Consider the following 15,218-nt stretch of genomic DNA (forward strand, 5'->3'; position numbering starts at 1 on the left):
GAATGGTTTTTATTAGTTTATCTAAAAAATGCCATCGCTTCCATATATACGTTAGATGAACTTACACATTTTTTCGAATTGCCAGATTTTAATACTAAAATAATTAAATGAATTCTTTTAATACTATTGACGAAAAATAAAATTATACATATAATCAGAACAAAAGTCACTTTCTATGTTAGGAGATATAACATGAAAATCGTTGATGAACTTTATCATAACCTTTTTTTACAAATCCCTTCCGAAACATTAATTGAAATGCTCGAAAGGATTAAACAGCAAAAAGAGCAGGAAATCGAACACATTAAACAAAAAATTAATAAATACCAACAAAAAAAGAGTGCTGAAGAAGCTCTATATCAATCAATGTCCCCTTTACGGAAGTTTTTCACCGGTCGTCCTGCAAGTCATCATCAAGCAGTTGAATACATTGTCCATGTTAAAGAACGTCTAAAACTAATTGAAAAAATAAAACAGCGTATTACTGAACTCGATCACATTTTAACGACACTGCGTACCAATTTATCAGAAAACGAAATTGTTTTATCAAACGCTGTCATCGATGAACTGAAACAGCTTAGAGAAATGGAGGAACTGCAAGAATGACCATTGAATTACTAAATACAGGATTAGATACCATTTGGGTAGTGTTAACTGCTGCGATGATCCTTCTCATGGAAGGCGGTTTTGCCTTATTAGAGGCAGGATTCGTTCGACATAAAAACAATGTGAATATTATTATGAAAGTTTTCGCAGATATTACACTTGGAACACTTTGCTTTTATGTGATAGGTTTTGGTTTGATGTATGGCGCTGACATGCTCGGATTAATCGGAACAACAGGTTTTACGATTAAAGGAGACCTTTCTCACTTAGATTTTTCTATTTCCTTAGAAACATTTTGGCTGTTTCAAGCCGCATTTGTTATCGCGGTTATCTCCATTGTGTCTGGAGCTGTTGCAGAACGTATTAACTTCCGCGCTTATCTGCTTTATATTATTTTAATGACAGCATTGATTTATCCAATTGCCGGTCATTGGATATGGGGAGGCGGTTGGTTAGCGAAGCTTGGTATGCTTGATTTTGCTGGTTCTGCCGTTATTCATGCATTAGGAGGTTTTTCAGCTCTTGCTGCCGCTATGTTTATTGGTCCAAGAAAAGGAAAATTTACAGCGACAGGAACAAGTACGATTGCTTTACCAAGTAACCTTCCTCTTGCTTCAGTTGGTGCCTTCTTACTATGGTTCGGTTGGTTTGGTTTTAATGCGGGAAGTACCTTAAGTGCAACAGATGTTCGAATTGGCCATATAGCGATTGTAACAATGTTATCAGCAGCTTCAGGCGGAGCAGCAGCATTACTTTATACCTTATTTCGCTATAACCGTTCAGACGCCCCTTCTGTTATTAACGGTTCACTAGCCGGCTTAGTTGGTATTACAGCAGGCTGTGCTTTTGTAAGCGACCAAGCCGCCATTCTCATTGGAGCTGTTTCTGGTTTATTAATGATTGCGGCAACAAACTGGTTAGAAGCAAAACGCATTGATGATCCGGTTGGTGCTTTCCCTGTTCATGCTGCTTCTGGTATATGGGGAACACTTGCAGTAGGATTATTTGCAACCGATGGAGGACTGTTCCACGGCGGCGGCTGGCAGCTGTTAAGTGTACAAGCTCTAGGATTAGTTGTATTTTGCGTATGGGGCTTCGCATTAACATGGGTAGGTCTTAAACTTATCCAGCTGATCATCCCTGTTCGAGCAAAAGAAGAAGAAGAAGAAATTGGACTAGATATAAGCTACCACGGTATTATGGCAGCCTATCAAGAACATGAATTTATTAATTACGAACACGAATATCCAAATATCGATCAAGAAAATCACAAAAAATAAATTAACGTCATGCAAAACAAAAGAGGTTCACTGGTAGACGGCATCATACCAGTGAACCTCTTTTATCTTTATACGTTATGGCAAACTAGTTTCGCCCATTAAGTAGCGATCACATTCTCTTGCCGCTCCTCTACCTTCATTAATTGCCCAAACAATTAAACTTTGACCGCGGCGCATATCACCTGCTGCAAATACTCCTTCTATATTTGTTTGAAAGTTATTATACGCTGCTTTCACATTCGAACGTCCATCCGTTTCAATGCTTCCCTCTTCAATTAAACGCTGTTCAGGACCGACAAACCCGATGGCGATCAGAACGAGTTGTACAGGCCATACCTTTTCAGTTCCAGGAATCTCCCGACGAAACCGTTTCCCATCTTCATCAACAATTAACTCCACATCAATCGTATGAACTTCTTTGACATGTCCGTTTTCATCACCAACAAACTTTGTTGTCATCACAGCAAATGCCCTTGGATCTTCACCGAAAACAGCTTTTGCTTCTTTATGACCATATTCTAAACGGTAGACGACCGGCCACTGCGGCCATGGGTTATCTTCTTCACGTGTTTCTGATTTTTTTTCATAAATATCAAATTGTACTAAGCTTTTGCAGCCATGTCGTACTGACGTCGCGACACAATCTGTTCCTGTATCCCCTCCCCCAATCACAATAACATCTTTTCCTTCTGCAGAAATATAGTTTCCATCTTCAAGATTTGAATCGAGCAAACTTTTTGTATTAGCATGTAAAAACTCCATTGCAAAATGAATACCTTTTAGCTCTCTTCCTTCAATCGGCATCTCTCGGGGTTTTGCAGCTCCACCACAAAGAACAACAGCATCAAATTCTTCCTGAAGCTTTTTAAACGGATAATCCCTACCAATTTCTGTATTTGTTACAAACGAGATTCCTTCTTTTTCTAATACATCAACACGTCTTTTGACAATTTCATAAGGAAGCTTCATTTCTGGAATGCCATATGTTAACAGTCCGCCAATTCTATCATGGCGTTCAAAGACCGTTACCTTATGGCCAACCTTATTAAGCTGATCTGCACAAGCAAGCCCTGCAGGCCCTGAACCTACCACAGCTACCGATTTCCCTGTTCTTACTTTTGGCGGCTTTGGGAGAACCCAGCCTTCTTCAAAGCCCTTTTCAATAATGGAGCGTTCAATGGTACGAATCGCAACAGGTGGTTCATTAATCCCAAGGACACAAGCTCCTTCACAAGGAGCAGGGCAAGCATATCCTGTAAACTCCGGGAAGTTATTCATTTTCAGTTCTCGCTGCAGCGCTTCTTTCCATTGATCTTGATAAACAAGGTCATTCCATTCTGGTATAAGGTGATAAACAGGACACCCTGATGTCATTCCATTAATAATCGAACCTGTATGACAGGTTGGAATGCCGCAGTCCATACAGCGGGCCCCCTGCTCCTTCAGCTTTTCTTCAGCTAACGGAAGAGTATAATCTTTCCAATCATGAATTCTCTCTTTTGGATCACGCTCTGGACTTGTTTCACGACCGTGCTCCATAAAACCGGTTGGCTTTCCCACTAGATCCCCTCCTCTATTTTTTCGCCATAACCGCTTTTTTACTTTCTTCAAAAGCCATCATTGCCGCTTCTTTTCGATTCATCCCGCGCGCTTGCAGCCGTTCGATCGATCGTTTCATTTCTAAGAAATCTTTTGGAATAATACGAATAAACTTTGAAAGCATAATCTCCCAATTCGCTAAAATCCGTTTTGCATGCGTACTTTTTGTATAAAGCACATGCTTTTCAATCATTTCTTTTACTTCACTTATTTCTTCTTCATCAGAGAGCGGCTCAAGAATTACCATTTCTTGATTAATATTTGCTTGAAAATCTTCATTTTGCTCACATAACACATACGCAATACCGCCGGACATCCCAGCACCAAAGTTTCTCCCTGTTGGACCAAGGACAACAACACGACCACCTGTCATATATTCACAGCCATGATCACCCACACCTTCTACAACAACTTTCGCGCCGCTATTTCGAACACAAAAACGTTCTCCAGCCATACCGCGAATATACCCTTCACCTGAAGTCGCTCCATAAAAAGCAACATTACCGATAATAATATTTTCCTCTGGGACAAATGTGGATTGACGCGGCGGATAAACAATAACTTTCCCGCCTGACAGCCCTTTCCCAACGTAATCATTACCGTCTCCTTCAAGCATCATCGTCATTCCATTTGGAATAAACGCACCAAAGCTTTGACCTGCAGATCCAGAAAACTTGAGACGAATTGTATCTTCAGGAAGTCCTTGAAGACCGTATCGTTTTGAAATTTCACTGCCAAGAATTGTTCCCGTTGCTCGGTTAATATTTAAAATCGGCAGAGCAGCTTCAACACGCTCTTGATTTTCTAATGCTTGTTCACATAGCGGAATAAGCTCCTGCATATCAAGCGTTTTTTCAATACCATGATATTGATCTTGTGTTTTGTAACGACCTACACGGTCTGGAACATTTGGTTTATAAAGGAGCGGTGATAAATCGACTCCTTTCGCTTTCCAATGGTTTACTGCCTTATTCGCCTCAAGAACTTCTGTACAACCAATCATTTCATTAAATGTACGAAATCCGAGTTCGGCCATCATTTCTCGTACTTCTTCAGCAATAAACCTCATAAAATTGACAACATGTTCAGGTTTTCCTGTAAATTTTTTACGAAGCTCCGGATTTTGTGTCGCTACACCGACCGGACATGTATCAAGGTGACAAACACGCATGTAAATACAACCTAATACAACAAGAGGTGCTGTTGAAAACCCATATTCCTCCGCTCCAAGAAGGGCTGCCACAATAACATCTCTTCCCGTCATCATTTTCCCATCTGCTTCTACGACAATGCGATCACGTAGCTGATTTAATAACAGCGTTTGATGAGTTTCAGCAAGTCCAATCTCCCACGGTAATCCTGTATGTTTAATACTTGTCCGAGGAGCCGCTCCTGTCCCGCCGTCATAGCCACTTATAAGCACAAGATCTGCCCGGCCTTTTGCTACACCAGTTGCAACCGTACCGACTCCTACTTCTGAAACAAGCTTTACACTTACTCGCGCTTCCGGATTGGCATTTTTTAAATTAAAGATTAATTCAGCTAAATCTTCAATTGAATATATATCATGGTGTGGTGGTGGTGAAATTAAACCAACACCAGGGGTCGATCCTCTTACTTCAGCAACCCAAGGATAAACCTTCTTACCCGGTAAATGACCACCCTCACCTGGTTTTGCCCCTTGAGCAATTTTTATTTGAATTTCTTCTGCATTTACTAAGTAATGACTTGAAACACCAAACCTTCCAGATGCTACTTGCTTAATGGCACTTCTGCGTATATCTCCATTTGGATCAGGGGTAAAGCGTTCATGTTTTTCCCCACCTTCACCGGAATTACTTTTTCCGCCAATGCGGTTCATCGCGATTGCTAAGCTTTCATGTGCTTCTTCACTAATTGAACCGTAAGACATCGCTCCTGTTTTAAAGCGCTTAAAAATAGCTTCCACCGGCTCAACTTCTTCAATTGGAACAGGCTTGCGGTCTTTTTTAAAAGAAAGCAGCCCTCGAAGTGTTTGCAAATTTCGATTATGGTCATTTAACATTTCCGAATACATTTTATACAGTTTATAGTCACCCGTTCGGCATGCATTTTGAAGAAGATGAATTGTGTGAGGATTATATTGATGATCTTCTCCATCTCTTCTCCATTGAAATTCATCACCTGCATCTAATGCTGCATCCTCAGTAGAAAAAGCACGTTTATGACGAATTTTTACTTCTTCAAAAATCATATTAAGATCAATTCCACCTAAACGGGATGCCGTTCTAGAAAAGTATTGATCAACTACTGATTGTTGAATACCAATTGCTTCAAAAATTTGTGCGCCGCGGTAGCTTTGAATCGTTGATATCCCCATTTTAGAAAGAACTTTCACAATCCCTTTTGTGCTTGCCTTAATATATCGCCCTACCGCTTCCTCATATTCCACATTACGGAGATCTCCATTTTCAATCATTCCTTTAAATGTTTGCAATGCAAGATACGGATAGATCGCTTCTGCGCCATAACCGAGTAAACATGCGAAATGATGAACTTCACGAGGTTCTCCTGACTCAACAATTAAACTAACTTTCGTGCGCGTGCCTTTTCGAATCAAATAATGATGAAGTCCAGATACAGCAAGAAATGCAGGAATGGCAGCTTCATTTTCATTTACTCCACGATCTGATAAAACAAGCAAGGAGACACCTTCATCCATCGCTTCATCTGCTTGTTTAAATAAATTATTCAGAAGTTTTTCATAGTTTAATTCTCGATTTTTCGCATCAAAAAGAAGGGATAGCGTTTTCACTTTAAAATCGTCCATTGAATGATGAGCAAGCTGCATAAATTGTTTATCATTTAATAGTGGTGTTTTTAAACGGATTTTCCGACAGCTTTCCGGTGTAGGGTGAACTAGATTCCCCTCCGCTCCAATTGTCGTACCGATATCAATAATAATCTCTTCACGAATTGCATCAATAGGCGGATTTGTAACTTGTGCAAATAATTGCTTGAAATAATTGTATAGAAGCTGTGGTTTTTTTGATAAAACAGCAAGCGGCGTATCATTCCCCATCGAACCAACAGGATCAACGCCATCTGTTACCATAGGCTTTAATATTTTATTAAGTATTTCATTTGTATATCCAAACGCAAGCTGCTGTTTATTACACGGCTCTAGTTCAGAGGAAGAAGCTGCTTCTTTTCCCGCTAAATCATCCAGTGTTATTAGATTTTCAGAAAGCCACTCTTTATAAGGGTGTTCTCTCGTAATACGACGTTTAATTTCTTCATCTGGGATAATTCTTCCTTCATCAAAGTCAACGAGCAGCATTTTTCCAGGATGAAGACGTTCTTTATACAAGACTTCTTCAGGCGGAATATCAAGCACCCCTACTTCTGAAGCGAGTACAATATTGTCATCTTTTGTTACATAATAGCGTGCAGGTCGAAGTCCATTGCGATCTAGGCAAGCACCAACTTGTTTCCCATCTGTAAAAACAACTGCAGCCGGACCATCCCACGGTTCCATTAAACAGCTGTGATATTCATAAAAAGCACGCTTTTTTTCGCTCATGCTTTCATCATGGGCCCATGGCTCAGGGATCATCATCATTGCAGTATGCGCCAGCGAACGGCCTGAGAGTCTAAGAAATTCAAAACAGTTGTCAAACATAGAAGAGTCGCTTCCTTCCTCATCAATAACAGGAAGCACTTTATGATGATCACCTTTAAAAGCATCTGATTCACATAAGACTTCTCGAGCCCGCATCCAATTTACATTTCCTTTTAATGTATTAAACTCCCCGTTATGAATAACATAACGATTTGGATGAGCCCGCTCCCAACTTGGAAATGTATTCGTGCTAAAGCGGGAATGCACAAGCGCAAATGATGTTTTAAAATCAGGATTATTTAGTTCGATATAAAATGTATCCAGCTGCTCTGGGATGAGCATTCCTTTATAGACAATTGTTCGTGTTGAAAGACTGGCAAAATAAAAATAGTCACTTTTCTCAGCATCTCGTATCTCTTTTTCAGCTCTTTTTCTAATCACATATAATTTTCGTTCAAAGTCCATTTGGTCGGTTATAGCTGCATTAGGGGCAATAAAAACTTGACGGACAAAAGGTTTACTCTTTCTTGCCTCTTCTCCAACAAACGAATCATTTGTCGGAACTGTGCGCCAGCCGAGCAATGTTTGTCCTTCCTCTTCAATAATTTCAGTTAACTTTTTTTGACTCTTTTTTCTTACTTCTCGATCTGGTGAAAGAAACAGCATACCAACACCATAATTCCCCTCGTTAGGAAGGTTAATATTCTCTTTTTCGCACTCGCGCTTAAAAAAGGAGTGTGGAATCTGGGTCATAATACCAGCCCCATCTCCAGTATGCATATCTGCTCCCTGGGCACCACGATGTTCAAGGTTACAAAGAATCTTAACAGCCAACTGCACCATTTCATGGGATCTTTTTCCCTTTATATTCGCTATAAAGCCAATTCCGCATGCATCATGCTCATACTGTGGATCATACAGCCCTTGCTTTGAAGGAAAATGATGATAACTCATAACATAACCCTCTCCTAGAAAATAATGTAATCAATACTTTTAAGATGCTGATAATTGCCAAAATCTATTCAACTTGTTTAACTTTTAACAATACCCTAAAAACTTTTCATTAAAACATCGCCCCTATACAGACAATGGAAATAAAAAAATAATCCCGGGAAGGTTTTATAAGAAATAGTTATTACTCTCTCTCAAACCTTCTCGGGATTATAGGGGATTTTTTTAACAAGGCATCTGCTTTGCTCATAATCGGCTCCTTATTCTGGGCTTTGATATATTAGCGTTTTCCTCCATTCGCGCGGATAGTCATTTCCACACTTTTTACAAAATACTGAATTCATTTCAGCAATGCTGATTACGCTTTCATGCTGCTCAAAATCTTGAAAACAGTCATGACAGTACCAAGTATTTGTTATGTTTTCCATATAACAACCTCCATTTAATCAAATTAACATCCTAACTAAATATTATTCGACATAAAAAGATGTGTCCCTTCTTTTTGTCGAATAAATTGGTCTTAAATTACCAATACAAATATTTATATGAGCGTTCGAAATGATATGTGCTTATCCATAAAGGTTCCTCATAAGAACTCCTTTTAAAAGGCCGACATATAATAAATAGACTTATAAATAAGGAGTGAAAAGTGTGTATTTTTATCGACCTTTTTTTCCACCGTTTCCACCTTCCCATGGAGGACATGGCCATCCTTCTTCTCCACCTTATAACAGCGGTTCAAGTTCACATCAAAGTGGTGCCCCTACATCTCCTCCACCTAACTTTACACCACAACAATCGTCTGCTGGTTTGATGGCCGTTGATCCCGGCGCCATTTCTGGCTGTCTCCACCGCTATACGTATGTATGGATGCAGGGATGGGAATCGTTTTGGTTTTATCCAACATATGTTGGGCGAAGATCTGTTTCAGGATATCGTTGGACCGGCTTCATGTGGGTTTATTATGGAGTAGATTTAAAGAGAATAAAATCATTCCAATGTTTCTAAGTGAATAAATAATGAAGAGGCAATCACACATAGGTGATAGCTTCTTTTTTTAGTTAATATTCCCTTCTTTTTAACGATTTAATTACATTCCAATTACATTACGATTTCATCATTCGTTTTACAGACATAGTTCTCTTAATCAAACGAATTGTATAAGGAAGCAATAAGTTAAGGAGTGATTTTATTGATTATTTCCGGACACATTGAAGCGTTACCCTCTCATACAGAATCAGCAGATACCGAGCGGCTTCATCACTTATTAAAAATCTATATGCAGCGTTTAGGCTTTTTAACAAGTTTTCGCGAAAATTTAAATCATGATAAAAAAATTGACGATATTTCATTAGGCGATGAATCAGCATTAAGACGTTTAAAAAAAGCTGCCGCTAGAAGTGATCGGGTTTTATTGTTCTACGCAAAGTGGACAAAAGCGACGATGTTTCAGCATGTTATTTGTCATCCGAATGATGAAGGAGTGTATTTACCATTTCCATTCGATGAACCTTTTTATATTGAGTTGGACAATAAAAAGGTTTGGATCGGTTCTTCACCTCGTTTATTAGAAGAACTAAAATGGCTTCAGCAAACAATTGAAAATAACCAACCTAGTGAAGTTATAGAATATTGGAAAAACCTCCGCATTGTCGCTGAAAAAAGCATTCATCATACATCACCACTTCTTTTTAAAAAGGTAACTGAAACAAACACTTAATCCTCAACTCAATATTGCCGCGGTTGAAACAACAAGACTACTTCAACCGCTTAACTTTACCGCCAAGCAGTTTTACACAAGCTTCATTAATAAAAACTAACCTCAAATCGAATCATAAAAAACAATATGAATCCCCCTTTCCATAAAGGGCTTCCCCACAATTTTACGCTATACATTTTTTACTAAAAATAATGTTAGTATACTCATTAATCGGCTCGCGCTGAAAAAGTTTTTTTAAAAAACCGTCTCAAAAAAACAGCCCAACTTGGTGCTGGACTGTTTCTTTTAAGTCATATACAATTAAATATACCTTTTAAACTGATATCTTCTCTCATGTTTTATCTAAATTACTTTACTACAGCCTTTTCTTCATCCTCTATCTCTTCTAAGTATACCGGTCTTTTCTTTGACGGCATGTTAGATTTAATAAATGCTGCAAGCTTGCCAGCAGCATAGGTCGGATCATCACCAAATGACTGAAGCTCTGTTTTCATTACCCCTGGATTAAACACATGAGCAGCAATGCTGTTTTTATATTCTTCATCATCTACCGAATAAGTTAATGATTCAACAGCCGCCTTACTTGCACTGTAGGCACCAAAACCGGCCGCCCCTTCTCTTGCTAAACCAGACGTAATATTGATAATTTTACCTGACTTTTGTTCCCTCATAATCGAAAGCGATTCTCTCATCATTAGAAAGACGCTTGTTACATTATTATCAATGTGAAAGTTCCATGTATCGAGCGACATATCGACAGCATCATATTGTTGAAAAACAGCCGCATTGTTAATTAACACATCAATCCGACCAAACTTCTCTAATACAGCTTGAATAAACATTTTTACCTCTGATTCAACAGAGACATCTGCCGTAACCGCAAGCACTTCTCCTTGACCTGAAGCTGAAATGATTTCTTCAACAGCTGCAAGCTTATGTGTACGGCGTCCGCAGATCGCTACTTTTGCTCCTGCTTTTGCAAGTACAATCGCCGTTTCCTTACCAAGTCCGCTTCCAGCACCAGTTACAATTACCACTTTATTTTGAAGATCAACCACTGGTCAAAACTCCTTTCACAATTTTAATAATTCCTATATGTTTACTATGATATTGTCCAGCCGCCCATTTGTCAATAAAATATTCTAATTAAATGTTTTTTTGTAAATTTTCAGAAAATTACCTTAACAAATTGAAGTGATTAGAGGATAATAGAATTAACAGCATAAATCGGAACAAAAGCCTACACCATTGAAAATATGGCGCCGCAATGTTTTAATTGCTTCATAAGTACATACATAATAAGCTGCCAACTTCATTCTCCATTCGATTTTATGCAAGTAAAATTTAGGGGGCATGCGTTATGAGCAATCACTGGGAAACACCAAAGCAAAAAGAACGACTGCTTAAAGTGATTTTTGGGATTGTGATGGTAGTAATTAGTGCGGCGGCGGCGTATTTTATGAACAGCTGATTCTTTTAATAGTGTGACAGTTAGTAAACAACCCCATTCTCTTCTTTATAAGAGGACAGGGTTGTTTACTTCTTGTTAATTATTGACTATGATAGGGTCTCTATTTTATAAAAAAAGAAATCTTCCTAAACTTGAAAGATTCCCTTTTTACACCGTTCGTTATAAATTAAATTCTCCCCCAACAGGAAGGGTTACTTCAACAACTGTTCCTTTGTTCTCTTCACTCATAATCTCAATATTCCCTTGATGTTCTTCAACAATTTTATAACTAACCATCAAGCCTAATCCTGTCCCTTTTTCTTTTGTTGTATAAAACGGCTCTCCAAGTTTTTTGATAAGCTTTTTAGGAATGCCACAGCCGTTATCACAAAAACTAACTAATATTTGATCCTCTAACAATTTAACCTTTACATCAATTTTACCGCCATGCGGTACAGCTTCAATAGCATTTTTCAATAAATTAATAAATACTTGTTTTATTTGATTTTCTTCACACTTAATATGCGGAAGATCAGTTTCAAATTCTGTTGAAATGTCGATGCTTTTTACAATTGCAATTGTTTTTAACAATGTAATAACATCCATTAAAAGCAAGTTTATATTTTTTTCTTGGTAGGAAACTGCCTGAGGCTTTGATAACACCATAAATTCACTAACAATAAAATTAATACGATCGATCTCTGATAACATAATCTCAAAATATCGCTTGTTTTCACTGCTTTCAGCTTGAAATAACTGCAGAAACCCTTTTAACGATGTAAGTGGATTTCGAATTTCATGCGCCACAGCGGAAGCTAATTCACCGACAACCGAAAGCTTATCAGATTTTCTTATAACCTCTTCATTTTTCTTTAAATCGGTAATATCTCTAGCAATCACAAAAATTCCTTCGAGTTTATTATTAATAATAATAGGGACATCTTTCACACTTAATGTAACGTAATGTCCCTCTTTATGAATGATTCTCAATTCTGTCGTTAATGACTCAGCTTGAATCGCCTGCTTAAAATGACTCAACACTTTATTTAAATCTTCTTTCACAACAAAATCTCGAAATGCTTTACCAATAACCTCGTCTTTATCAAACCCTATCAGTCTTTCAGCTGCTTCATTCATAGATTGCACATAACCATACAAATCAAGCGTACATACAGCATCAGCATTGTTTTCAAACAATGAACGATAGAGCTGTTCATTTTCTGCTAGACGTTTCTCTACTTTCTTTCGATCTGTAATATCTCGTCCAATGACAACAAGACCTTTTCGTTCTCCATTGGAATGAAAAAGCGGAACTTTTATCGTATCAAAAATCTTTTCCTCTCCATCTGGCTGAGGAATAATTTCTTCACAGCGGATCATTTTATTTTCTATCCACACTTCTTTATCGGATTCTTCACAATACAATAATGCCTCTCGATAAAAATCTGTATAATTCGCTAATTCAGAGTCCTTTTTCCCTTTAAAAGGAACTCCTTTAATATCAAACAACTCTAGTGCAAACTTATTTGCTTTAATCCATCTGCCATGTTTATCTTTGAAATTCACAAAGTCAGGCATTGCATCAATTAATGTATGAAGCTGATGTTCACTATCTTCAATCCCTTTAAAATTCTTTAAAATCAATCTATATAATAGAAAGGCATTTGCAATTACAAAAAGGCTGCCTTTTCCAATATTAATCCAAACGTTATTCATTAAGCCGAACTTATCTAACAGTCCATCTGTTAAAAAAATCCAAATAAGACTTATTACAATATATATTAAAGCAATTTTCAATGAAACAGTTTTACTTGAACGAATTTTCCTCTTCATGATGTCTCCCAATCTAAGTTAGTAAATTTTGATTTTGTTTTCAAAACTAATACACTATAACAATAATTGTAAGAGTTTATGAGTTTTTCTTCAACCTTTATTCACCTTCCTATTCTTGACATCAACAAAAAAAGGCTGCCAACATCTATTGTTAGCAGCTCTTATTATTTAGTATTCAATCTTGAAGCATTTTCAATAAATGTGATGCACGCTCTGAACCATTTTGACCGAGCTTTTTTCGAAGCATCACTTTCATATTGCTGTTCAACTTTTCAAAGATCATAAATGCCTTTACATCATTTGAAGTTATCATTCTCCTATATAATTTTGAAATGTTCTGCTCACTTTTGGGATGTGGTGGCAATTTCAAATGATCCCCTTTCAATTAATATGGTTTGATTTAAATAAATTTTACATTAAATTATTTGAAAATTCAAATTTATAACAAAGAAACTTTAAACCGTGCCCTGATTCTATTTATGCACCATAACCATAAAAAATTCAACTAATTAAACCTTTTTTAAAAAACTCCCTTTATTTTTAATAAATTATAAGCCTTTCTATTATTCCATTCAATAACTACGTAAGATTTCATTCCACAAAAAGCCTTCACCTAAAATTTTTATAATCTTTTTAACGAGACGCAGATAAACCATGCTGTTGACTCCGACATAAGAAACAAGCGTAATAAATTAATAAGCCGGTACATATGATAAAAATATTTAAAAGGACTGTTTTTTAAGATAGGATGAAGCAGCCGATGGGTGACTTAGCTTTAAAAATAAGACAATATTTAGAGAAGAAATCATTCGCTAAAAATGTAATGGTGTTAATGAGCGGTTCTTCATTAGCACAAATCATTCTTCTAATTTCTTCCCCGTTATTAACTCGACTTTACACTCCCGCAGAGTTTGGAATATTAGCTATCTACTTATCCATCCTTTCAATTCTTTTAACGGTTTGTTCATTGCAATATGAAATGACTATTACCCTTCCACATGAAAATGAAGACAGCGCCAATTTAGTTGTTCTTTCTTTTCTTATCTTATTTTTCTCCTCTTCCATCTTTGGAATTGGATTATTATTGTTTAAAAATGAACTTTCCATACTTTTTTCCACTAAAGACCTTGGAAACTATTTATATTTGCTTCCAATCAGCTTACTTGGAATTGGCGGCTTTCAAATTTTAAATGGTTGAGCCATCCGAAAACAAAACTATAAAATGATTTCTCATACAAAAATTACTCAAAGCATGAGTATGATAGTCTTTCAAATTTTAGGAGGATATCTTTTAACAGGACCTTTTCCATTATTATTAGGGGACGCACTCGGAAGAATGAGCGGAAGCAGCCGCTTTGTTTTTTCAATCTTAAAAGAAGATGCTGTAGTCTTTAAAAAAGTCAATCGCTTAAACATAAAGAAAATGGCTTTAAGATATAAAAAATTCCCCTTGTATTCAAGTTTTTCCGCCTTAATTAGGCAAGTTTCATTAGAGATTCCAGCCATATTACTTATGTTTATTTATGGACCAAGTGTAGTCGGAAGTTTTATTATTGCTCAGCGCATTTTAACGCTTCCTTTATTTTTAATCGGCATGTCTGTTGAAAATGTTTTTTTCTCAGAAGTTTCCCTTCTTCTTCATACTGCACCTAATAAAATTAAAGAGCTGTTTTTAAAAACATTAAAACATTTTTTTATTATACTTCCAATTATGATCGGTCTTTCAATTTTTTCGCCATGGCTATTTCCAATGCTATTTGGCTCTGAATGGACGGAATCCGGTCGGTATGTCCCTTTATTAGCGAGTATGTATTTCTTTCAATTTCTTGTTACCCCTTTCTCCTCCATTGTTTACTTTTTAGAAAGACAAGATTTACAGTTTTTAAGAGAGGTGCTCCGTATTCTGTTTATTGCTATTGCCTTTACCTATATCATGTTTCAACAAGTATCTTCCCTTCATGCTATTGCCATTATGAGTGCTGCAGGCTCTATAGGGTTTATTCTATATGGATATCTTTCATGGCTCGGCCTAATGCAATTCGAAAAACAAAAAAAATTTCAAAAGAAAAAGCCATCCTTTTTAACATTTAAAAAGAGGGTGGCTTTTTTCTATAAATGCGGTTAATAAGATACAGTCCATAATAAAAGCTTACAGTATACAGACAATATATTTCGCTT

Annotated in this window: 10 protein-coding genes and 1 pseudogene; 5 read left to right on the plus strand and 6 right to left on the minus strand. The window is 37.1% G+C overall.

Going from position 1 to position 15,218, the window contains the following annotated elements:
• The first annotated feature begins 192 nt into the window (after window positions 1–192).
• Window positions 193–606, plus strand: a complete 414-nt coding sequence (locus DS031_RS09655; RefSeq protein ID WP_113805869.1) for a hypothetical protein — start codon at window positions 193–195, stop codon at window positions 604–606.
• Window positions 603–1,886: an ammonium transporter gene (locus DS031_RS09660; protein ID WP_113805870.1), complete on the plus strand. Its 1,284-nt coding sequence runs from the start codon at window positions 603–605 to the stop codon at window positions 1,884–1,886. Before DS031_RS09655 ends, DS031_RS09660 begins: the two co-directional genes overlap by 4 nt.
• Before the next feature lie 75 nt (window positions 1,887–1,961).
• On the opposite strand, the gene DS031_RS09665 is transcribed toward DS031_RS09660, so the two are convergent.
• The 3 genes from DS031_RS09665 to DS031_RS23590 form a co-directional block, all read right to left on the minus strand.
• Entirely contained in the window at window positions 1,962–3,446 is a 1,485-nt protein-coding gene (locus tag DS031_RS09665) for a glutamate synthase subunit beta (RefSeq protein WP_113805871.1), read from the minus strand.
• Window positions 3,447–3,459: 13 nt separating this feature from the next.
• On the minus strand, window positions 3,460–8,040 hold the full coding sequence (gltB, locus tag DS031_RS09670; RefSeq protein WP_113805872.1) for a glutamate synthase large subunit: 4,581 nt from the start codon (window positions 8,038–8,040) through the stop codon (window positions 3,460–3,462).
• A gap of 257 nt (window positions 8,041–8,297) precedes the next feature.
• Window positions 8,298–8,465 (minus strand): hypothetical protein, encoded by a 168-nt coding sequence (locus DS031_RS23590; protein WP_181833085.1) that lies wholly within the window; start codon window positions 8,463–8,465, stop codon window positions 8,298–8,300.
• A gap of 223 nt (window positions 8,466–8,688) precedes the next feature.
• On the opposite strand from DS031_RS23590, the gene DS031_RS09675 reads away from it, so the two are divergent.
• Together DS031_RS09675 and DS031_RS09680 are read left to right on the plus strand one after the other, a co-directional pair.
• Window positions 8,689–9,045: a hypothetical protein gene (locus tag DS031_RS09675; RefSeq protein ID WP_181833086.1), complete on the plus strand. Its 357-nt coding sequence runs from the start codon at window positions 8,689–8,691 to the stop codon at window positions 9,043–9,045.
• A gap of 184 nt (window positions 9,046–9,229) precedes the next feature.
• Complete coding sequence (locus DS031_RS09680) at window positions 9,230–9,757, plus strand: hypothetical protein (RefSeq protein ID WP_113805873.1); 528 nt, start codon at window positions 9,230–9,232, stop codon at window positions 9,755–9,757.
• Between the two features lie 347 nt (window positions 9,758–10,104).
• Here the strand turns inward: DS031_RS09680 and DS031_RS09685 are convergent, their stop codons facing one another.
• The 3 genes from DS031_RS09685 to DS031_RS23595 form a co-directional block, all read right to left on the minus strand.
• Window positions 10,105–10,815 carry an SDR family NAD(P)-dependent oxidoreductase gene (locus DS031_RS09685; protein WP_113805874.1) on the minus strand — a complete coding sequence of 237 codons (711 nt, stop codon included), beginning with the start codon at window positions 10,813–10,815 and terminating at the stop codon, window positions 10,105–10,107.
• Window positions 10,816–11,387: 572 nt separating this feature from the next.
• Window positions 11,388–13,040, minus strand: a complete 1,653-nt coding sequence (locus DS031_RS09690) for a PAS domain-containing sensor histidine kinase (RefSeq protein ID WP_113805875.1) — start codon at window positions 13,038–13,040, stop codon at window positions 11,388–11,390.
• 175 nt (window positions 13,041–13,215) lie between these two features.
• Window positions 13,216–13,353, minus strand: coding sequence for a hypothetical protein (locus DS031_RS23595; protein ID WP_181833087.1), 138 nt, complete (start codon window positions 13,351–13,353; stop codon window positions 13,216–13,218).
• A 519-nt stretch (window positions 13,354–13,872) separates the two neighbouring features.
• Here DS031_RS23595 and DS031_RS09705 point away from each other — a divergent pair.
• Window positions 13,873–15,165: pseudogene (locus tag DS031_RS09705) on the plus strand (lipopolysaccharide biosynthesis protein).
• Window positions 15,166–15,218: the final 53 nt, after the last annotated feature.

Origin of the sequence: Bacillus taeanensis (genome assembly GCF_003318295.1) — a bacterium.
Classification (GTDB): Bacteria; Bacillota; Bacilli; order Bacillales; family UBA6769; genus Maribacillus; species Maribacillus taeanensis.